General features: G+C 51.1%; 23 protein-coding genes. 13 read left to right on the top strand and 10 right to left on the bottom strand.

The genetic code is table 11. The features are described from left to right. Positions 1–34: 34 nt before the first annotated feature. The 4 genes from rhaM to rhaB form a co-directional block, all read right to left on the bottom strand. Positions 35–349, bottom strand: a complete 315-nt coding sequence (rhaM, locus tag BGE37_RS20490) for an L-rhamnose mutarotase (RefSeq protein ID WP_000619503.1) — start codon at positions 347–349, stop codon at positions 35–37. Between the two features lie 9 nt (positions 350–358). Beyond that, positions 359–1,183, bottom strand: a complete 825-nt coding sequence (rhaD, locus tag BGE37_RS20485) for a rhamnulose-1-phosphate aldolase (RefSeq protein ID WP_032304219.1) — start codon at positions 1,181–1,183, stop codon at positions 359–361. A gap of 82 nt (positions 1,184–1,265) precedes the next feature. Next, positions 1,266–2,525: an L-rhamnose isomerase gene (rhaA, locus tag BGE37_RS20480; RefSeq protein WP_105288382.1), complete on the bottom strand. Its 1,260-nt coding sequence runs from the start codon at positions 2,523–2,525 to the stop codon at positions 1,266–1,268. Next, on the bottom strand, positions 2,522–3,991 hold the full coding sequence (gene rhaB / locus BGE37_RS20475) for a rhamnulokinase (protein WP_105288381.1): 1,470 nt from the start codon (positions 3,989–3,991) through the stop codon (positions 2,522–2,524). Before rhaB ends, rhaA begins: the two co-directional genes overlap by 4 nt. Before the next feature lie 287 nt (positions 3,992–4,278). On the opposite strand from rhaB, the gene rhaS reads away from it, so the two are divergent. Then, positions 4,279–5,115 carry an HTH-type transcriptional activator RhaS gene (gene rhaS, locus BGE37_RS20470; RefSeq protein WP_000217153.1) on the top strand — a complete coding sequence of 279 codons (837 nt, stop codon included), beginning with the start codon at positions 4,279–4,281 and terminating at the stop codon, positions 5,113–5,115. A 73-nt stretch (positions 5,116–5,188) separates the two neighbouring features. Then, the gene (gene rhaR, locus BGE37_RS20465; RefSeq protein ID WP_001361122.1) at positions 5,189–6,037 is read left to right on the top strand and encodes an HTH-type transcriptional activator RhaR; all 849 of its coding nucleotides are present in this window, start codon (positions 5,189–5,191) and stop codon (positions 6,035–6,037) included. Here the strand turns inward: rhaR and rhaT are convergent. Beyond that, positions 6,034–7,068 (bottom strand): L-rhamnose/proton symporter RhaT, encoded by a 1,035-nt coding sequence (gene rhaT / locus BGE37_RS20460; protein ID WP_105288380.1) that lies wholly within the window; start codon positions 7,066–7,068, stop codon positions 6,034–6,036. The two genes, rhaR and rhaT, sit on opposite strands and share 4 nt — an antisense overlap. Before the next feature lie 284 nt (positions 7,069–7,352). On the opposite strand from rhaT, the gene sodA reads away from it, so the two are divergent. From sodA to yiiM, 3 genes are all read left to right on the top strand, one after another. Then, positions 7,353–7,973, top strand: a complete 621-nt coding sequence (sodA, locus tag BGE37_RS20455) for a superoxide dismutase [Mn] (RefSeq protein ID WP_001297064.1) — start codon at positions 7,353–7,355, stop codon at positions 7,971–7,973. A gap of 259 nt (positions 7,974–8,232) precedes the next feature. Beyond that, entirely contained in the window at positions 8,233–9,216 is a 984-nt protein-coding gene (gene kdgT, locus BGE37_RS20445) for a 2-keto-3-deoxygluconate transporter (RefSeq protein ID WP_105288379.1), read from the top strand. Between the two features lie 148 nt (positions 9,217–9,364). After that, positions 9,365–10,039, top strand: coding sequence for a 6-hydroxyaminopurine reductase (gene yiiM, locus BGE37_RS20440; RefSeq protein ID WP_105288378.1), 675 nt, complete (start codon positions 9,365–9,367; stop codon positions 10,037–10,039). 104 nt (positions 10,040–10,143) lie between these two features. Here yiiM and cpxA read toward each other — a convergent pair whose 3' ends face one another. Together cpxA and cpxR are read right to left on the bottom strand one after the other, a co-directional pair. Then, complete coding sequence (gene cpxA, locus BGE37_RS20435; protein ID WP_000580426.1) at positions 10,144–11,517, bottom strand: envelope stress sensor histidine kinase CpxA; 1,374 nt, start codon at positions 11,515–11,517, stop codon at positions 10,144–10,146. Continuing rightward, on the bottom strand, positions 11,514–12,212 hold the full coding sequence (gene cpxR / locus BGE37_RS20430; RefSeq protein WP_001033722.1) for an envelope stress response regulator transcription factor CpxR: 699 nt from the start codon (positions 12,210–12,212) through the stop codon (positions 11,514–11,516). The genes cpxA and cpxR overlap by 4 nt, the downstream gene beginning before the upstream one ends. Before the next feature lie 149 nt (positions 12,213–12,361). On the opposite strand from cpxR, the gene cpxP reads away from it, so the two are divergent. From cpxP to cdh, 5 genes are all read left to right on the top strand, one after another. After that, on the top strand, positions 12,362–12,862 hold the full coding sequence (cpxP, locus tag BGE37_RS20425) for a cell-envelope stress modulator CpxP (RefSeq protein ID WP_001223800.1): 501 nt from the start codon (positions 12,362–12,364) through the stop codon (positions 12,860–12,862). 148 nt (positions 12,863–13,010) lie between these two features. Then, positions 13,011–13,913: a CDF family cation-efflux transporter FieF gene (fieF, locus tag BGE37_RS20420; RefSeq protein WP_088542126.1), complete on the top strand. Its 903-nt coding sequence runs from the start codon at positions 13,011–13,013 to the stop codon at positions 13,911–13,913. A 180-nt stretch (positions 13,914–14,093) separates the two neighbouring features. Beyond that, on the top strand, positions 14,094–15,056 hold the full coding sequence (gene pfkA / locus BGE37_RS20415; protein WP_001355350.1) for a 6-phosphofructokinase: 963 nt from the start codon (positions 14,094–14,096) through the stop codon (positions 15,054–15,056). A 319-nt stretch (positions 15,057–15,375) separates the two neighbouring features. After that, a complete protein-coding gene (gene sbp, locus BGE37_RS20410) occupies positions 15,376–16,365 on the top strand; it encodes a sulfate/thiosulfate ABC transporter substrate-binding protein Sbp (protein ID WP_001045689.1) in 990 nt (329 codons plus the stop codon). Positions 16,366–16,471: 106 nt separating this feature from the next. Further along, positions 16,472–17,227: a CDP-diacylglycerol diphosphatase gene (gene cdh / locus BGE37_RS20405; RefSeq protein WP_001355351.1), complete on the top strand. Its 756-nt coding sequence runs from the start codon at positions 16,472–16,474 to the stop codon at positions 17,225–17,227. Between the two features lie 54 nt (positions 17,228–17,281). On the opposite strand, the gene tpiA is transcribed toward cdh, so the two are convergent. Next, a complete protein-coding gene (tpiA, locus tag BGE37_RS20400) occupies positions 17,282–18,049 on the bottom strand; it encodes a triose-phosphate isomerase (protein ID WP_001216325.1) in 768 nt (255 codons plus the stop codon). A gap of 107 nt (positions 18,050–18,156) precedes the next feature. Further along, a complete protein-coding gene (locus tag BGE37_RS20395; protein ID WP_000802214.1) occupies positions 18,157–18,756 on the bottom strand; it encodes a YiiQ family protein in 600 nt (199 codons plus the stop codon). 100 nt (positions 18,757–18,856) lie between these two features. Here BGE37_RS20395 and BGE37_RS20390 point away from each other — a divergent pair, with 100 nt between their 5' ends. From BGE37_RS20390 to uspD, 3 genes are all read left to right on the top strand, one after another. Then, positions 18,857–19,297 carry a DUF805 domain-containing protein gene (locus BGE37_RS20390; RefSeq protein ID WP_000155257.1) on the top strand — a complete coding sequence of 147 codons (441 nt, stop codon included), beginning with the start codon at positions 18,857–18,859 and terminating at the stop codon, positions 19,295–19,297. A 211-nt stretch (positions 19,298–19,508) separates the two neighbouring features. Further along, a complete protein-coding gene (locus BGE37_RS20385) occupies positions 19,509–19,808 on the top strand; it encodes a DUF406 domain-containing protein (RefSeq protein ID WP_000655986.1) in 300 nt (99 codons plus the stop codon). Between the two features lie 26 nt (positions 19,809–19,834). Next, positions 19,835–20,263: a universal stress protein UspD gene (gene uspD / locus BGE37_RS20380; protein ID WP_000323553.1), complete on the top strand. Its 429-nt coding sequence runs from the start codon at positions 19,835–19,837 to the stop codon at positions 20,261–20,263. Between the two features lie 4 nt (positions 20,264–20,267). Here uspD and fpr read toward each other — a convergent pair whose 3' ends face one another. Next, complete coding sequence (fpr, locus tag BGE37_RS20375; RefSeq protein WP_105288377.1) at positions 20,268–21,014, bottom strand: ferredoxin--NADP(+) reductase; 747 nt, start codon at positions 21,012–21,014, stop codon at positions 20,268–20,270. Positions 21,015–21,049: the final 35 nt, after the last annotated feature.

The following is a 21,049-nucleotide window of genomic DNA, read 5'->3' as shown; positions in this document are numbered from 1 at the left end:
CGCGGTGCTGGATATTTTCCGGCACCGCAACTCATTAAGGCAGGTAAAACACTTCTTGCAGCTCGCTACTGACTGGGCTGTTATCCGGGTTAGCTGGCATAACGTCGGTCATATACTTCCACCAACGTTGGCAAACATCAGTACTGGCTACCGCATTCCACCGTTCTTCAGATTCAATCTCTACCGTGGCAAACAGCAGATTACGCGCTTTGTCGAGGTAAATGGCGTAGTTATGCGCACCGTGAGATTTCAACACTGCTTCCAGTTCCGGCCAGATTGGATTATGCCGACGCTGATACTCTTCGTGGGCGTCGGGGTTAACCTGCATGACAAAGGCTTTGCGGATCATATTTGCTCCTTACAGCGCCAGCGCACTGGCAAGTGGTGTAACGCCGAAACGCTGGCCGAGTGCTATCAGCTCTTCACGACTGATGGTCTGTTTCATGCCGCCCATCGAATAAACCTTCACTAATACTTGTGCTGATTTTTCTGCGGTGTCGATTAAACCGAATGTTTCATCCAGTGTCGGACCGCTGCCGAAGACGCCGTGGAAGGGCCACAACACCAGCGAATGTTTTTGCATTTCCTGTGCGGTCGCCTGGCCGATTTCGTCCGTGCCGGGCACCATCCACGGCAAAATGCCGACGCCATCCGGGAACACTACCAGACACTCGGTGCTGCCTTCCCAAAGCTGGCGAGTGAAGAGCGCGGTGTCGTTTTCCAGTACGTAGGTAAGGGCGATCAGGTTGGTGGCGTGGCAGTGCATGATCACCCGATCTTTACCGTTGGTGGCTTTAATGCGCTCGCAGTGGGAAAGGAAGTGAGCCGGAAGTTCAGAGGTTGGAACGGCTTCGTGAGTTAGCCCCCAGAGAATGTGGTAGCCCGCGCCGTCGCTGTCGACTTTTACGACGCCTAAGTTAGCCGCAGGATCAAGCTGGACGTTACGAAAGAATTTGCCGGAGCCGGTGACAATAAACGGTGTATTTGCCAGTAAAGGCATGGGCTGGCTGAGCGGGATATAGCGCGGTTGTGCATGAAAGTTGTCGTGATACGGTGCGATATCGGCGTCATCCAGGCGCAGCGTCAGGTTACCACCATTGCGCTCGTCCCAGCCTTTCAGCCAGGCGTCGGTGGTGGCTTTGATCATTCCCTGGACAAACCAGGACTGGGTAATGTTTTGCATGTTCTGTGTTCCTGTAAATTCGGTGTTGTCGGATGCACGACCCGTAGGCCGGATAAGGCGCTCGCGCCGCATCCGGCAGTGTTTACCCACGCTGGCTCAAAATTTCTTTTTCATAAGCCCGCACGCTCTCCAGCCATTCGCTACCTGCTGGGGTATCGTGACGCTGACAATACATTTCCCACACCGCCTGCCACGGCAACGATTTTTGTTCTTCCAGCAGTGCCAGTCGTGCGGTGTAATCGCCCGCTGCTTCCAGCTTGCGCAGTTCAGTGGTAGGTTCCAGCAACGCACGTAGCAGGGCTTTTTTCATATTGCGCGTACCAATGACCCATGCGGCAATGCGGTTGATAGAGGCATCAAAGAAATCGAGACCGATATGTACCCGGTCGAACAGATCGTGACGAACAATCTCACTGGCAATCGCCTGAGTTTCATCATCCAGTAGCACTACGTGATCGCTGTCCCAGCGAACCGGACGGCTGACGTGCAGCAGCAACTGCGGCACATACAGCATGGCGGCGGAAATCTTGTCGGAAATCACTTCAGTTGGGTGGAAATGTCCGGCATCCAGGCACAGCGCCGTCTGGCGGCTGGTGGCATACCCCATGTAAAACTCATTGGAGCCAACCGTGTAGCTCTCCGCGCCAATACCAAACAATTTGCTCTCAACGGCGTCGATATGGTGCGCAGGATCCAGCTTCTCGCTGATCACTTCATCCAGTGCTGCCAGTAAACGCTGGCGCGGGGCGAGACGGTCAACGGTGATATCTTTCATGCCATCCGGGATCCAGATGTTCATCACCGACGGTGTGCCAAGTTGCTCGCCAAAATAGGCTGAAACACGGCGGCTGGCTTTGCAGTGATCAATCCAGAACTGGCGAATGTTGTCGTCGGCATGGGAAAGCGTAAAGCCATCGGCGCTTAGCGGATGCGAAAAACAGGAGGGGTTAAAATCCAGACCGAGCTGATTGGTTTTCGCCCATTCAACCCAGTTTTTGAAGTGCTCTGGTTTGATTTGGTCGCGCGCGACTGGCGTATCTGATTCCAGATAGATGGCATGTAAATTAAGCCGTTTCGGACCCGGAATCAGCCGCATAGCTTGTTCCAGATCGGCACGTAGCTCGCTGGCATTACGCGCTTTGCCCGGATAATTGCCAGTAGCCTGAATCCCACCGGTCAGCGAACCTTCCGGGTTTTCAAAACCGGAAACATCATCGCCTTGCCAGCAGTGCATTGAAACGGGTAAACGGTCAAGTTGGCGCAGCGCCTCCTCGACATCAATCCCCACCGCCGCGAAACGCTGTTTCGCCAGCTCCCAGGCCTGTTCCAGTTGAGTGGTCATGCGCAAAGCTCCTTTGTCTGTCGTGTAGAGTGAATCTGCGCCACATAGTGGGCAATTTCACTGTCAGGATTAGGGGTAAAGGTGGTCAGATTCGCGGTGGTGCTGACGACCTGACGGAAATCATCCACATTGTTGAGTTCATCCAGCGTCATTAACTGGATGCCGATATTGCCGAGCGTCGAGGCTTCAACAGGCCCGGCGATCACCCGAATACCGCAGGCATCAGCACATAACTGGTTGAGCAGCGCGTTCTGGCAGCCACCGCCGACAATATGCAGTTGTGAGAAATCTTCACCGCGCAGTTGCGCCAGCTCATGCAACACATCGGCATACAGCAGCGCCAGACTGTCGAAAATACAGCGCGCCAGTTCAGCATCACTTTCCGGGATTGGTTGCGCCGTTTCCCGACACGCAGCCTGAATTTCGCTGCACATCTCGTCAGGATTAATAAAGCGATCGTCATTGGGATTGATGGTGAAGCGGCAAGCCGGCAGTGCCTGTGTCGCGGCGATAAGCGCCGGAAGATCGTTGATTTTCCGCTCCTGAAGCACCCGCTGAAGCAGCCATAAGCCCATAATATTTTTCAGCACCCGATAGCGACCTTCCGCCCCGCCTTCATTGGTGATGTTGGCTGCCAGCGCCGTGTCATTGGTGAATGGTGTCTGGCTTTCGAAGCCCATCAATGACCAGGTGCCAGAAGAGAGATACGCAGCGCGGGAACCGTTTAACGGCGAGGCGATAACCGCGCTGGCGGTATCATGGCTGGCAACGGCGACCACCGGAATCTCATTACCCTGCGGGCAAATCCAGTGCCCAATGACATTACCCGGATGCGTCGGGCAACCAAACCAAGCTTTGTTGGCACCGCTCCACGCCAGTAGCGACTCGTCCCAGTCGTCGCTATTGATATTGACCAGTTGCGTGGTGGTGGCGTTGGTATATTCCCAGTTCATCTTGCCGGTCAGGCGATAACTGAAGTAATCCGGCATCAGCAGAGCATGAGCAATGTGTGGAATAAGCTCAGGTTGTTGCTCCGTCAGCGCACGCAACTGATAAAGCGTATTGAAGGGTAGAAATTGTATGCCGCTACGCTGATAAATATCGCGTTTGCCGAGTTGCTGTTGTGCCTGCGTCATCAGACCATGGGTGCGGCTATCGCGATAAGCAACGGGCAGACCCACACGCTTACCCTGTAGGTCGAGCAGCACAAAGTCCACGCCCCAGGTATCAATCCCAATGCTATCGATACGAATCCCTTGCTCGCACACCTTGTTTAATCCAAGGCGAATGGCACTTTCCAGGCTATCCACATCCCAGGTGACATAACCGTTCTGGCTATGCAGGCCATTGTTAAAACGATGGATTTCGCGCAGCGTCAGGCTGCGGCATTCACGCTCGTAACGCGCCAGCATCACGCGCCCACTGGATGCGCCGAGATCGACGGCGACACAATTGCGAAAGGTCATAATGTGATCCTGCTGAATTTCATTACGACCAGTCTAAAAAGCGCCTGAATTCGCGACCTTCTCGTTACTGACAGGAAAATGGGCCATTGGCAACCAGGGAAAGATGAACGTGATGATGTTCACAATTTGCTGAATTGTGGTGATGTGATGCTTACCGCATTTCCTGAAAATTCACGCTGTATCTTGAAAAATCGACGTTTTTTACGTGGTTTTCCGTCGAAAATTTAAGGTAAGAACCTGACCTCGTGATTACTATTTCGCCGTGTTGACGACATCAGGAGGCCAGTATGACCGTATTACATAGTGTGGATTTTTTTCCGTCTGGTAACGCGTCCGTGGCGATAGAACCCCGGCTCCCGCAGGCGGATTTTCCTGAACATCATCATGATTTTCATGAAATTGTGATTGTCGAACATGGCACGGGTATTCATGTGTTTAATGGGCAGCCCTATACCATCACCGGTGGGACTGTCTGTTTCGTACGCGATCATGATCGGCATCTGTATGAACATACCGATAATCTGTGTCTGACCAATGTGCTGTATCGCTCGCCGGATCGATTTCAGTTTCTCGCCGGGCTGAATCAGTTGCTGCCACAAGAGCAGGATGGGCAGTATCCGTCTCACTGGCGCGTTAACCACAGCGTGTTGCAGCAGGTGCGACAGCTGGTTGCACAGATGGAACAGCAGGAAGGGGAAAATGATTTACCCTCGACCGCCAGTCGCGAGATCTTGTTTATGCAATTACTGCTCTTGCTGCGTAAAAGCAGTTTGCAGGAGAACCTGGAAAACAGCGCATCACGTCTCAACTTGCTTCTGGCCTGGCTGGAGGACCATTTTGCCGATGAGGTAAATTGGGATGCCGTGGCGGATCAATTTTCTCTTTCGCTGCGTACGCTACATCGGCAGCTTAAGCAGAAAACGGGACTGACGCCTCAGCGTTACCTGAACCGCCTGCGACTGATGAAAGCCCGACATCTGCTACGCCACAGCGAGGCCAGCGTTACTGACATCGCCTATCGTTGCGGATTTAGTGACAGTAACCACTTTTCGACGCTTTTTCGCCGAGAGTTTAACTGGTCACCGCGTGATATTCGCCAGGGACGGGATGGCTTTCTGCAATAACGCGAATCTTCTCAACGTATTTGTACGCCATATTGCGAATAATCAACTTCGTTCTCTGGCCGAGGTAGCCACGGTGGCGCATCAGTTAAAACTTCTCAAAGATGATTTTTTTGCCAGCGACCAGCAGGCAGTCGCTGTGGCTGACCGTTATCCGCAAGATGTCTTTGCTGAACATACACATGATTTTTGTGAGCTGGTAATTGTCTGGCGCGGTAATGGTCTGCATGTACTCAACGATCGCCCTTATCGCATTACCCGTGGCGATCTCTTTTACATTCATGCTGACGATAAACACTCCTACGCTTCCGTTAACGATCTGGTTTTGCAGAATATTATTTATTGCCCGGAGCGGCTGAAGCTGAATCTTGACTGGCAGGGGGCGATTCCGGGATTTAGCGCCAGCGCAGGGCAACCACACTGGCGCTTAGGTAGCATGGGGATGGCACAGGCGCGGCAGGTTATCGGTCAGCTTGAGCATGAAAGTAGTCAGCATGTGCCGTTTGCTAACGAAATGGCAGAGTTGCTGTTCGGGCAGTTGGTGATGTTGCTGAATCGCCATCGTTACACCAGTGATTCGTTGCCGCCAACATCCAGCGAAACGTTGCTGGATAAGCTGATTACCCGGCTGGCGGCCAGCCTGAAAAGTCCCTTTGCGCTGGATGAATTTTGTGATGAGGCATCGTGCAGTGAGCGCGTTTTGCGTCAGCAATTTCGCCAGCAGACTGGAATGACCATCAATCAATATCTGCGGCAGGTCAGAGTGTGTCATGCGCAATATCTTCTCCAGCATAGCCGCCTGTTAATCAGTGATATTTCAACCGAATGTGGCTTTGAAGATAGTAACTATTTTTCGGTGGTGTTTACCCGGGAAACCGGGATGACGCCCAGCCAGTGGCGTCATCTCAATTCGCAGAAAGATTAATTCGCCATGCCCATGCCGACGATGTTGGCGGCGACAATAATCACCACACAACCGAGGCTCAACACCGTTACCGGACGGCGACCTGCATTGTTCCACTCTTTCAGCAACAGCCCGACGATACCGCCGCACAATACATAGAAGCTCATATGCAGCATCCAGCTGATGTAGTCATACTGCGCCGGAATGCGGGCGTGGCCCCAGGCATAGAAAAAGAATTGCAGATACCACATCAAACCGCCCAGTGCCGAGAGTAACACGTTGTGAATGATCAGCGGTTTTGCCAGCGAAAAGTCGGCTTTTAGCGACAAATCCTTCACTTTTGCCAGACGAATGAAGCAGAAACCGAGGTTGATGATCGCGCCGCCTCCCATGATGACAACATAGCTTGGCAGAGCGACATACAGTGGATCGACGCCCAGTGCGGCAGCTGCTTCATGCATCGGTTTTGCGGCGTTCATCGCAAAGGACATCCCGGCAGAGAAAATGCCGCACATCACCGCCAGCACCAGCCCTTTTTTCAGGTTGAACTCTTCGGCTTTTATGCCCATCTTGCGCTCTTTCAACTGCCCGGCGCGGGTTACAATCCCTACGCCAATCAGCGCCACCAGAACGCCGAGCAACGTCATGCGTCCGCCTTCGGTATTAATCAGAACATCGAAATTGCCGTTGATAATTGGCGTCATCAGCGTACCGACAATCAACGTAATGCCAATGGCGATGCCAATTCCCATCGACATGCCGAGATAACGCATGGTCAGGCCGTAGTTGATATTACCGATCCCCCACATAGCGCCGAACAGAAAAACAGGCAGCAGCGTAGAGAGACTAAACGAGCTGTAATACGCCCAGAAATTCGGTAGTAACAGGGCGCTGATGGCCCACGGCAGAATAATCCACGAAACAATCCCACCGACTGACCACATGGTTTCCCATGACCATTTTTTTACTTTTTTGAACGGCGCGTAAAAACAGGCTGCACTGGCCGCGCCGATCAAATGCCAAAATATCCCCATCGTAATCGCGTTACTCATCTTCTTATCCTCATCATTTTTCGTCGCGTCACTTCTCCGACGAGATGAGTGTAAAAATCGTGCTGTCGATTAACCTTTCGCCTGTTGCCGCCGTTGTCGATTTACTGGCAATCACGGCATTAAGTGGGTGATTTGCTTCACATCTCGGGCATTTTCCTGCAAAACCATACCCTTACGAAAAGTACGGCATTGATAATCATTTTCAATATCATTTAATTAACTATAATGAACCAACTGCTTACGCGGCATTAACAATCGGCCGCCCGACAATACTGGAGATGAATATGAGCTATACCCTGCCATCCCTGCCGTATGCTTACGATGCCCTGGAACCGCACTTCGATAAGCAGACCATGGAAATCCACCACACCAAACACCATCAGACCTACGTCAACAACGCCAACGCGGCGCTGGAAAGCCTGCCAGAATTTGCCAACCTGCCGGTTGAAGAGCTGATCACCAAACTGGACCAGCTGCCAGCAGACAAGAAAACCGTACTGCGCAACAACGCTGGCGGTCACGCTAACCACAGCCTGTTCTGGAAAGGTCTGAAAAAAGGCACCACCTTACAGGGTGACCTGAAAGCGGCTATCGAACGTGATTTCGGTTCCGTAGATAACTTCAAAGCAGAATTTGAAAAAGCGGCAGCTTCCCGCTTTGGTTCCGGCTGGGCATGGCTGGTGCTGAAAGGCGATAAACTGGCGGTGGTTTCTACTGCTAACCAGGACTCCCCGCTGATGGGCGAAGCTATTTCTGGCGCTTCCGGCTTCCCGATTCTGGGCCTGGATGTGTGGGAACATGCTTACTACCTGAAATTCCAGAACCGCCGTCCTGACTACATCAAAGAGTTCTGGAACGTGGTGAACTGGGATGAAGCAGCGGCACGTTTCGCGGCGAAAAAATAATCATTTGCCGCCTGCTGATATGAGGCGTTTACGCCGCATATCAGCTTAAAAAATGAACCATCGCCAACGGCGGTGGTTTTTTTGTGATCAATTTCAAAATAAAAACAATGATCCGATAAAAATAAAACAGTGTTTCAATTGATGTGGTTTTGATCACTTTTATTGATTAAATGAATGTCTATCTTCGTTTTCATCAACACTGATGCTCCGTTGAGGAATTACGCATCAGCCCTTAAAAATATGCCGACAGGTGATGGAAATGCAGATAAAACGCTCGATTGAGAAAATCCCGGGGGGGATGATGCTCGTCCCGCTATTCCTTGGCGCACTGTGCCACACCTTCTCGCCGGGGGCGGGGAAATATTTTGGATCATTCACCAACGGGATGATTACCGGTACGGTGCCCATTCTGGCGGTGTGGTTTTTTTGCATGGGGGCGTCAATAAAATTAAGCGCGACGGGAACGGTATTGCGTAAATCCGGTACGCTGGTGGTAACAAAAATTGCCGTCGCGTGGGTGGTTGCGACAATTGCCTCGCGCATTATTCCGGAACATGGTATTGAAGTTGGATTTTTTGCCGGACTTTCAACGTTGGCGCTGGTGGCGGCGATGGATATGACCAACGGCGGACTTTACGCTTCCATCATGCAGCAGTACGGCACGAAAGAAGAAGCTGGGGCATTTGTGTTGATGTCATTGGAGTCCGGGCCGCTCATGACGATGATTATTCTGGGCACTGCCGGGATTGCCTCGTTTGAACCGCATGTTTTCGTCGGTGCAGTATTACCGTTCCTGGTGGGCTTTGCCCTTGGGAACCTTGACCCTGAATTACGAGAATTTTTCAGCAAAGCGGTGCAGACGCTGATTCCATTCTTTGCCTTCGCGCTGGGCAATACCATTGATTTGACTGTAATTGCCCAGACAGGTTTGCTGGGGATCCTGTTGGGTGTGGCAGTAATTATCGTGACCGGTATTCCGTTGATTATCGCCGATAAATTGATTGGCGGTGGCGATGGTACTGCCGGAATTGCCGCTTCCAGTTCCGCAGGGGCCGCGGTAGCGACACCTGTGCTGATTGCAGAAATGGTGCCTGCGTTTAAACCGATGGCTCCGGCAGCAACTTCGCTGGTCGCGACGGCGGTCATTGTGACTTCGATTCTGGTGCCAATTCTTACCTCTATCTGGTCACGTAAAGTCAAAGCCAGAGTGGCGAAAATCGAAATTTTAGGCACGGTAAAATAAACCTGCTTCCTTAATCCCCACAGCCGGATGAACTAACGTTCGTCCGGTTTGCGATTGAGCTCCTGCCTGGATACATACCGCGAAAACAGCACGCCTGACATAAAATAAATATGGTCTAATGGGGAAATTTCTCGTGGAGAGGGAACAGATGCGATATCCGGTTGATGTATACACAGGCAAGATTCAGGCTTATCCCGAAGGCAAACCCAGCGCAATTGCCAAAATCCAGGTTGATGGTGAGTTGATGCTGACGGAGCTGGGGCTGGAAGGTGACGAGCAGGCGGAGAAGAAGGTTCACGGCGGGCCAGACAGAGCGCTGTGTCATTATCCTCGTGAGCACTATCTCTACTGGGCGCGGGAATTTCCGGAACAGGCGGAGTTGTTTGTTGCGCCTGCGTTTGGCGAAAATCTCTCAACCGACGGTCTGACGGAAAGTAATGTTTATATTGGCGATATTTTCCGCTGGGGAGAGGCATTAATTCAGGTCAGCCAGCCACGCTCCCCTTGCTATAAACTCAATTACCATTTTGATATCAACGATATAGCGCAGTTGATGCAAAACACGGGTAAAGTGGGGTGGTTGTATAGCGTGATTGCGCCAGGGTTGGTATCTGCTGATGCGCCGCTGGAGTTGGTTTCCCGTGTCAGCGATTTGACCGTGCAGGAGGCTGCTGCCATCGCATGGCATATGCCGTTTGATGACGAGCAGTATCACCGTTTACTCTCCGCTGCCGGGTTATCGAAAAGCTGGACGCGGACGATGCAGAAACGCCGACTGAGCGGCAAAATCGAAGATTTTTCACGGCGGTTGTGGGGAAAATAACCCCCGGAGAGTAGGCCTGATAAGACGCTATCAGCGTCGCATCAGGCATTCTGCTCAAACGCCGGATGCGGCGTAACGCCTTATCTGGCCTACAAATGCGGAGTTTAACTCCGCTTATACAGCGGCAGCCAAATCACCAGCCGCAAACCGCCCAGCGGGCTGTCTTCTGCCTTCACCCAACCACGGTGCTGCTGGATAGCTGTTTCGACAATCGCCAGCCCTAAGCCCGTACCGCCAGATTCACGATCGCGCGCTTCATCGGTGCGATAGAACGGACGGAAAATCTGCTCGCGATCTTCCGGGCTAACGCCAGGACCATCGTCGTCCACCGTAATGGTGATACCATCTTTATCTACCGCAAAGCCCACCTCAATCTTCGTATGGGAATAACGCAGAGCATTACGAACAATGTTTTCCAGCGCACTTTCCAGAGCGTTCGGGTTGCCATACAGAGGCCACGGCCCAGGCGGGAAGTTAACCGTAAACGACTTGCCCATTTGTTCCGCTTCGAACGCCGCGTTATCCAGCACTTCACCCCACAACTGGTTAGCTTTCAATGTCTCGCTCACCAGCGCGTTTTTCTGCTGATTACGTGACATCACCAACAGGTCGTTGATCATGCTGTCCAGACGCTGGGCTTCGGTTTCAATACGCTCCAGTTCCTTGCTTTCACCACTACGACGGCGCAATAACGCCGTACCCAGTTGCAGGCGCGTCAGTGGCGTGCGCAGTTCGTGAGAGATATCAGAAAGCAGACGCTGCTGAGAGGTCATCATGCGCTCCAGCGCGGTGACCATCTGGTTAAAACTGGCACCAGCGGCAAGGAATTCCTGTGGCCCCGCTTCAAGTTCCGGGTGCTGGCGTAAGTTTCCCTGGGCAACTTCATCGGCCGCGTTTTTCAGCTTACGCGCCGGTTTTGCCAGACTCCAGGCCAACCACAACAGCAGCGGCGTACTGACCAGCATGGTGACAATCAGCAGTAATAGCGGGCGGTCAAACAGTAAGTTAATGAAATCGGATTGAGAACTGCTGGCTGGACGAATCAGATACAGTTGGTAATTATCTTCGCCATCACGCACGGAGAACGGACCGACCAGTTCCACGCGGCCATACTTTTTCTTTTGCGGATGATCGGCGTTATCGGCCTGACCAATAAAGTTACGAATGATCTGCATTTCGCTGCGTTCAGCGCCGATCACGCGGCCCTCGGTGGTCACCAATAACAAACGCTGTCCTGGCGGTGCCCACTTATCAATCGCCCGGAACAGACGCCGCCACCACATTAAATCGTTGGGCGGATCGTTCGCCAGTTCCGCTTCGACATGCTGCTCAATCATCAGCCCCTGACGCTGTTCGCTATCCAGAAGCTCGGTCATCTGGCGTGAATCGAGCTTGGGTAACATCAAAACCAACATCAACACCAGCGCCAGCGTCAGCCAGAAGATGGCGAAGATGCGCGCGGTTAAGCTGCCTATCATGAAGCAGAAACCATCAGATAGCCGCGACCACGCAAGGTTTTAAACCACGGGTGACCATCTTTACGATCCGGCAGTTTACGACGCAGGTTGGAAATGTGCATATCGATAGCGCGGTCGAAAGGCGTCAGGCGTTTGCCCAGCACTTCCTGGCTTAAATGCTCACGGGAAACCACCTGACCCAGATGCTGTGCCAGCAAATAGAGCAGGGTAAACTCAGTGCCGGTTAACTCCAGCGTTTGCCCGTCGAAGCTGGCTTCCTGACGGCCTGGATTCAGCACTAAGGCATCAACTTCCAGTGTCGGTGAACCGTTGTCGTTGTTTTGCTGTTGCTCGCTCCAGTGCGAACGGCGCAGGATCGCGCGAATACGTGCCACCAGCTCACGATCATTAAACGGTTTCGGGAGATAGTCATCTGCGCCCAGCTCAAGGCCGAGAACGCGATCAAGTTCACTGCCGCGCGCCGTCAACATAATGACAGGCGTCTGGTGTGTCTGGCGAAGTGCTTTTAATGTGTCGATACCATTTTTCTTCGGCATCATGACATCAAGCAAAAGTAAATCAATGCTGTCGTCCAGAAGATCAAGCGCCTGCTCCCCATCGTGGGCAACAATCACGTTGAAGCCTTCCATCTCGAGCAGCTCCTTTAACAGGGAAGTCAGCTCTCGGTCATCATCAACTAACAGGATTTTATTCATTGTTTAAATACCTCCGAGGCAGAAATTACGTCATCAGACGTCGCTAATCCATGACTTTACGTTGTTTTACACCCCCTGACGCATGTTTGCAGCCTGAATCGTAAACTCTCTATCGTTGAATCGCGACAGAAAGATTTTGGGAGCAAATGATGCGCATAGTTACCGCTGCCGTCATGGCCTCAACGCTGGCAGTCAGTTCATTAAGCCACGCTGCTGAAGTCGGTTCAGGCGATAACTGGCATCCGGGTGAAGAACTTACGCAGCGCAGTACGCAGAGCCATATGTTCGACGGCATAAGTTTAACCGAACATCAGCGTCAGCAGATGCGAGATCTTATGCAACAGGCCCGGCACGAACAGCCTCCTGTTAATGTTAGCGAACTGGAGACAATGCATCGCCTTGTCACCGCAGAAAATTTTGATGAAAACGCTGTGCGCGCACAGGCAGAAAAAATGGCGAATGAGCAAATTGCTCGTCAGGTTGAGATGGCAAAAGTCCGCAACCAAATGTATCGCCTGTTAACGCCGGAGCAGCAAGCGGTTTTAAACGAGAAACATCAACAACGAATGGAGCAGTTGCGCGACGTGACGCAATGGCAAAAAAGTTCATCGTTGAAGCTATTGAGTAGTAGCAACTCACGTTCCCAGTAGTAAACCCTGTTTTCCTTGCCATAGACACCATCCCTGTCTTCCCCCACATGATGTGGGGGTTTTTTTTATCCTCAATTTGCCTACTGCTTAATGCATTGCAGATGATTTGCTTCCGTTATACTACCGTCAGTTGATAGCGGGAGTATTTATGAATCAATCTTATGGACGGCTGGTCAGTCGGGCGGCGATTGCTGCAACGGCGATGGCTTCGCTGTTATTGCTGATTAAAATTTTTGCATGGTGGTATACCGGGTCGGTGAGTATTCTCGCCGCGCTGGTGGATTCGCTGGTGGATATCGGCGCGTCGTTGACGAATTTACTGGTGGTGCGATATTCCCTGCAACCTGCCGACGATAATCACTCGTTTGGTCACGGTAAAGCTGAGTCCCTCGCGGCGCTGGCGCAAAGTATGTTTATCTCCGGTTCGGCACTATTCCTGTTTTTGACGGGTATTCAACATCTGGTATCTCCAACACCGATGACAGATCCAGGCGTCGGGGTTATCGTGACAATTGTGGCGCTAATTTGTACGATTATCCTTGTCTCGTTTCAGCGGTGGGTGGTGCGCCGGACGCAAAGCCAGGCGGTGCGGGCTGATATGCTACATTACCAGTCTGATGTTATGATGAACGGCGCAATTCTGCTGGCGCTGGGGTTGTCCTGGTACGGCTGGCATCGCGCCGATGCTCTGTTTGCATTGGGAATCGGCATCTATATTTTATATAGCGCGTTACGCATGGGATATGAGGCGGTACAGTCATTACTGGATCGCGCATTACCTGATGAGGAACGGCAAGAAATTATTGATATCGTGATTTCCTGGCCGGGTGTTAGCGGCGCTCACGATCTTCGCACGCGGCAGTCAGGGCCGACCCGCTTTATTCAGATTCATTTGGAAATGGAAGACTCTCTGCCTTTGGTTCAGGCACATATGGTGGCGGATCAGGTAGAGCAGGCTATTTTACGGCGTTTTCCGGGATCGGATGTGATTATCCATCAGGACCCCTGTTCCGTCGTACCCAGGGAGGGTAAACGGTCTATGCTTTCATAATCAGTATAAAAGAGAGCCAGACCCGCATTTTGTGTATAAAATACCGCCATTTGGCCTGACCTGAATCAATTCAGCAGGAAGTGATTGTTATACTATTTGCACATTCGTTGGATCACTTCGATGTGCAAGAAGACTTCCGGCAACAGATTTCATTTTGCATTCCAAAGTTCAGAGGTAGTCATGATTAAGAAAATCGGTGTGTTGACAAGCGGCGGTGATGCGCCAGGCATGAACGCCGCAATTCGCGGGGTTGTTCGTTCTGCGCTGACAGAAGGTCTGGAAGTAATGGGTATTTATGACGGCTATCTGGGTCTGTATGAAGACCGTATGGTACAGCTAGACCGTTACAGCGTGTCTGACATGATCAACCGTGGCGGTACGTTCCTCGGTTCTGCGCGTTTCCCGGAATTCCGCGACGAGAACATCCGCGCCGTGGCTATCGAAAACCTGAAAAAACGTGGTATCGACGCGCTGGTGGTTATCGGCGGTGACGGTTCCTACATGGGTGCAATGCGTCTGACCGAAATGGGCTTCCCGTGCATCGGCCTGCCGGGCACTATCGACAACGACATCAAAGGCACTGACTACACTATCGGTTTCTTCACTGCGCTGAGCACCGTTGTAGAAGCGATCGACCGCCTGCGTGACACCTCTTCTTCTCACCAGCGTATTTCCGTGGTGGAAGTGATGGGGCGTTACTGTGGCGATCTGACCCTGGCTGCGGCCATCGCCGGTGGTTGTGAATTCGTTGTGGTTCCGGAAGTTGAATTCAGCCGTGATGACCTGGTAAATGAAATCAAAGCGGGTATCGCGAAAGGTAAGAAACACGCCATTGTGGCGATTACCGAACACATGTGTGATGTTGACGAACTGGCGCATTTCATCGAGAAAGAAACTGGTCGTGAAACCCGTGCAACTGTGTTGGGCCACATTCAGCGTGGTGGTTCTCCGGTGCCTTACGACCGTATTCTGGCTTCCCGTATGGGTGCTTACGCCATTGAACTGCTGCTGGCAGGTTACGGCGGTCGTTGTGTAGGTATCCAGAACGAACAGCTGGTTCACCACGACATCATCGACGCTATCGAAAACATGAAGCGTCCGTTCAAAGGCGACTGGCTGGACTGCGCGAAAAAACTGTATTAATGATTTCGGAAAAAGGCAGATTCCTTTAGCCTGAAACCGATGACAGAAGCAAAAATGCCTGATGCGCTTCGCTTATCAGGCCTACATGAATTCTGCAATTTATTGAATTTGCAAACTTTTGTAGGCCGTATAAGGCGTTCGCGCCGCATATGGCATGGACAAAGCGCACTTTGTCAGCAATCTAAGGCGGATTTCTTCCGCCTTTTTAATCCCCCAACATATACCCGCAAGTTATAGCCAATCTTTTTTTATTCTTTAATGTTTGGTTAACCTTCTGGCACGCTTTGCTCATCACAACACAACATAAGAGAGTCGGGCGATGAACAAGTGGGGCGTAGGGTTAACATTTTTGCTGGCGGCAACCAGCGTTATGGCAAAGGATATTCAGCTTCTTAACGTTTCATATGATCCAACGCGCGAATTGTACGAACAGTACAACAAGGCATTCAGCGCCCACTGGAAACAGCAAACTGGCGATAACGTGGTGATTCGTCAGTCACACGGTGGTTCAGGCAAACAAGCGACGTCGGTAATCAATGGTATTGAAGCTGATGTTGTCACTCTGGCTCTGGCCTATGACGTGGACGCAATTGCGGAACGCGGGCGGATTGATAAAGAGTGGATCAAACGTCTGCCGGATAACTCCGCACCGTACACTTCCACCATTGTTTTCCTGGTACGTAAGGGCAATCCGAAGCAGATCCATGACTGGAACGATCTGATTAAACCGGGTGTTTCGGTGATCACGCCTAATCCGAAAAGCTCTGGTGGCGCGCGCTGGAACTACCTGGCTGCCTGGGGCTACGCGCTGCACCACAACAACAACGATCAGGCAAAAGCGCAGGATTTTGTTCGGGCACTGTATAAAAACGTCGAAGTTCTGGATTCTGGCGCGCGCGGCTCCACTAACACTTTTGTCGAGCGCGGAATTGGCGATGTACTGATTGCCTGGGAAAACGAAGCTCTGCTGGCAGCGAATGAACTGGGGAAAGATAAATTCGAAATCGTCACGCCGAGTGAGTCTATCCTCGCAGAGCCAACCGTGTCGGTGGTCGATAAAGTGGTTGAGAAAAAAGGTACTAAAGAGGTGGCGGAAGCCTACCTGAAATATCTCTACTCGCCAGAAGGTCAGGAAATTGCCGCGAAAAACTACTACCGTCCGCGCGACGCTGAGGTAGCGAAAAAGTACGAAAATGCGTTTCCAAAATTGAAGTTATTCACCATTGATGAAGAGTTCGGCGGCTGGACGAAAGCGCAAAAAGAGCATTTTGCTAACGGCGGTACGTTCGATCAGATCAGCAAACGCTGATTTCCACAGGATAATTATCAAACCCGGTGGTTTCTCGCGACCGGGTTTTTTATTTGTCACGATTTTGCGTTACCCTTGCATCTCTTTGAGGTACAGGGAAAAAAAGATGAAAAAAGCGGGTCTTCTTTTTTTGGTGATGATAGTTATCGCCGTTGTGGCTGCCGGTATTGGTTACTGGAAATTAACCGGTGAAGAGTCGGATACATTACGTAAGATTGTCCTTGAGGAATGTTTGCCCAATCAGCAGCAAAATCAAAATCCTTCGCCATGTGCGGAAGTCAAACCTAATGCCGGATACGTGGTTTTAAAAGATCTTAATGGCCCACTGCAATATCTGTTGATGCCAACGTATCGTATTAACGGTACTGAAAGTCCTTTGTTGACCGATCCTTCAACGCCGAACTTCTTTTGGTTGGCCTGGCAGGCGCGTGATTTTATGAGCAAAAAATACGGCCAGCCGGTTCCCGATCGCGCGGTTTCTTTGGCGATCAACTCTCGCACCGGGCGTACGCAAAACCATTTTCATATTCATATCTCTTGTATTCGTCCTGATGTGCGCGAACAGCTGGATAACAATCTGGCGAACATCAGCAGCCGCTGGTTGCCACTGCCAGGTGGTTTGCACGGGCATGAATACCTGGCGCGTCGGGTAACGGAAAGCGAACTGGTACAACGCAGCCCATTTATGATGCTTGCAGAAGAAGTGCCTGAAGCGCGGGAACATATGGGAAGCTACGGGCTGGCGATGGTGCGGCAGAGTGATAATTCGTTTGTGTTGCTGGCGACACAACGAAATCTACTGACGCTGAACCGTGCTTCAGCCGAGGAAATCCAGGATCATCAGTGTGAGATTTTGCGTTAAGGCGAGGAGTTAAGGAAAGTAAGTGCCGGATATGAAATCCGGCACCTGTCAGACTTAAGCCTGTTTAGCCGCTTCTGCAGCTTTAACGATCACTGCGAAAGCGTCAGCTTTCAGAGAAGCACCGCCAACCAGCGCGCCGTCGATGTCTGGCTGAGCAAACAGTTCTGCAGCGTTAGACGCGTTTACAGAGCCGCCGTACTGGATGATCACTTGTTCAGCGATGTTAGCGTCAACTTTAGCGATGTGGTCACGGATGAATTTGTGAACAGCCTGTGCCTGCGCCGGAGTTGCCGATTTGCCAGTACCGATTGCCCATACTGGTTCGTAAGCGATTACCGCACCTTCGAATGCTGCAGCACCCTGAGTTTTCAGTACCGCGTCGATCTGACGTGCACAAACTTCTTCAGTTTTGCCCGCTTCGTTTTCAGCTTCGGTTTCACCGATGCACAGAACCGGAGTCAGACCCTGCTCTTTCAGCACCGCGAATTTTTTCGCGATCAGTTCGTCAGACTCTTTGTGGTAAGTACGACGTTCAGAGTGGCCGATGATGATGTACTGTGCGCCGATGTCTTTCAGCATAGCAGCAGAGGTTTCACCGGTGAATGCGCCGGACAGGTTCAGGTCCACGTTTTGCGCACCCAGCATGATGTGGCTGCCTTCAGCTTCGCGCTTCGCCATATCGATGTACATTTCCGGTGGTGCGATTGCAACCGCACAGCCAGCAACACCTGCCAGCTCTTTACGCAGGTTAGAAACCAGCTCGTGAACCATGTGGCGGCTGCCGTTCAGTTTCCAGTTACCCATCACTAAAGGATGTCGCATTTTAATTCTCCACGCTTATAAGCGAATAAAGGAAGATGGCCGCCCCGCAGGGCAGCAGGTCTGTGAAACAGTATAGAGATTCATCGGCACAAAGGCTTTGCTTTTTGTCATTTATTCAAACCTTCAAGCGATTCAGATAGCGCCAGCTTAATCGGTTCAACAGCGAAGGTCAGCCCCTTTTCGCCGTTGTCCGCGACAACATAACGCAGTGCACCTTCGGTCTCGGTGTAATAACGTTTGTTTTTCCCCGCCGTTAGTAGCGACTGCAGTTTTTTCTGGCTTTGTGTTTTGGTCATTAATGGGGTGAGTGTGCGGATCACCGCTGCCATGTATTCCTGAGCTTTCGCTTTCGCGGCTTTTTGCTCTGGCCCCTGGATGGGTAGCCAGGTCATTTGAATGCTTTTGATTTTTAAGGTACCGCGCTCCAGCGCTGTAGAAGCATACAAGTTCTCATTAATTTTACTTGCAGCACGAGTGAGATTGGCTTTGTCGGGACTGCTGTCGATGGCACGAAATTCGTTCAGTGGCAGGCTGGGGTTCTGGCTGTTAAAGTCTTCTCGAAACTGGCTGATGGAGAGATCGAAAGTAGGGGCTCCAGCCAGCAGATAAGGCGCGGTCGTTGCCGTATCTGGTGTTTGTGCATGCGCCGCTGTTGTAACGGTTAATGCAGAACATAAGAGAAAAAACAGCGTACACCCTGGCTTCATTGACAGTACCTTTTGTTATGACTGGCTCCGATTAAAACGATATCTGTCGCCCTTGTCAAAAGGGTAGAATCCTGGAAAAGACAACCATCAAGGAACTTACATGACCATACAGCAATGGTTATTTTCATTTAAAGGGCGTATTGGACGCCGTGATTTCTGGATTTGGATAGGCCTGTGGTTCGCAGGCATGCTGGTGCTTTTCTCACTGGCGGGTAAAAATTTACTCGATATTCAGACCGCGGCGTTTTGCCTTGTGTGCTTGCTTTGGCCAACAGCGGCAGTAACCGTTAAGCGCTTGCATGATCGCGGGCGTTCCGGCGCATGGGCATTTCTGATGATTGTGGCGTGGATGCTGCTGGCGGGTAACTGGGCGATTTTACCTGGTGTCTGGCAATGGGCGGTGGGGCGTTTTGTCCCGACGTTGATTCTGGTGATGATGCTTATCGATCTTGGGGCGTTTGTTGGCACACAAGGCGAAAATAAATATGGTAAAGATACTCAGGATGTGAAGTATAAAGCCGACAATAAATCAAGTAATTAACCTTTAATATATCTCTTACTGCTATTTTTTTCCGGGTTTGTTATTTCCACGTTGAAAATGACAATGCCCGGAAAATCCTTCTGATCTCTTCACCTTAAGCAATATCAAAAAAAATGGTAATCCATAAGATCATTACTTGTTTGTTCTTCCCTTAACGGCGCATTATTCTTAAGTCGTAATCGACAGAGAGGCGAATATACAGAGGTGCCCTATGAAAGATGTCGTAGATAAATGCAGTACTAAAGGATGTGCGATTGATATCGGTACGGTGATTGATAACGACAACTGTACCAGTAAGTTTTCGCGCTTTTTTGCCACCCGCGAAGAAGCAGAGTCCTTTATGACTAAACTGAAAGAGCTTGCCGCCGCTGCATCCTCTGCGGATGAAGGGGCCAGCGTGGCCTATAAGATTAAGGATCTGGAGGGGCAAGTTGAGCTTGATGCGGCCTTCACCTTCTCATGCCAGGCCGAGATGATTATTTTTGAGTTATCACTGCGTTCGTTAGCTTGATGGAGTTGCTTTAGAAGGAGTTAAACATGGCTTATAAACACATTGGCGTGGCAATTTCCGGGAATGAAGAAGATGCCTTACTGGTGAATAAAGCCCTGGAGCTCGCCAGACATAATGACGCTCACCTGACGTTAATTCATATTGATGATGGCTTAAGCGAGTTGTATCCGGGTATCTACTTCCCTGCAACAGAGGATATTCTTCAATTGTTGAAGAATAAGTCGGATAACAAGCTGTATAAACTGACGAAAAATATTCAATGGCCGAAGACAAAACTGCGTATTGAACGTGGGGAAATGCCGGAAACACTGCTGGATATTATGCAACAAGAGCAGTGCGACCTCCTTGTCTGTGGTCATCACCACTCATTTATCAACCGTTTGATGCCGGCATACCGCGGGATGATCAATAAGTTGAAAGCGGATCTGCTCATCGTGCCGTTTATCGATAAGTAACCGCTTACCAGTAATGCTCCGCTGTCATATGGCCCGGTCGACGACGTAAATGTTTCGTCATCTGCCGGGTTTCTTTTAGCAACTGTTGCGTATCGCGAACCATCTGTGGATTGCCGCACAGCATCACATGGCTGGTTTCTTTATCCATCGGCAAGCCCACCTCACTTTCCAGTTCACCACTTTCAATTAACGCCGGTATTCGCCCGGTGAGCGAACCCGCCGCCGTTTCCCGACTGACCACCGTCTGAATGCGCAGTTTCCCTTCGTAGCGTTTTTCCAGTTCTTGCATCAGTGGCAGATAACTTAAGTCGGCGGCATAACGTGCGGCGTGAACCAGAACCAGATTTTTGAAGCGATCTAAATCTTTGCCCAGTTGCAGAATTGATAAATAAGGGCCAATCGCTGTACCGGTTGCCAGCATCCACAGTGTTTCGCAGTCAGGGACCTCATCCAGCACAAAGAAGCCAGCTGCTTCGCTAACCACCTGTACTTCATCGCCCGGTTTCAGTGCCGCTAATCGTGGGCTTAATTTTCCATCGGGGACGGTCACCAGGTAAAACTCCAGATCGGGATTATCAGGAGAGTTAACGTAGGAATAGGCACGCTGGACGCGTTCGCCGTCAATTTCAAGGCCTAGTTTGGTGAATTGCCCGGCAGTAAATGGAAGCACGGGAGCGTGAACGGTGAGACTAAACAGGGCGTCGGTCCAGTTCTGCACTTTAGTGACTTTGCCTGTTACCCAATCAGCCATGTTTTTCTCCTGTTTTGATTGACTTGCCTTATCTT

The sequence above is a fragment of the Escherichia sp. MOD1-EC6300 genome (genome assembly GCF_002965045.1).
Taxonomy (GTDB): Bacteria; Pseudomonadota; Gammaproteobacteria; order Enterobacterales; family Enterobacteriaceae; genus Escherichia; species Escherichia coli_F.
Note: the sequence above shows the minus strand (reverse complement) of the source record. Positions and strands in the feature narration are given on the sequence as shown.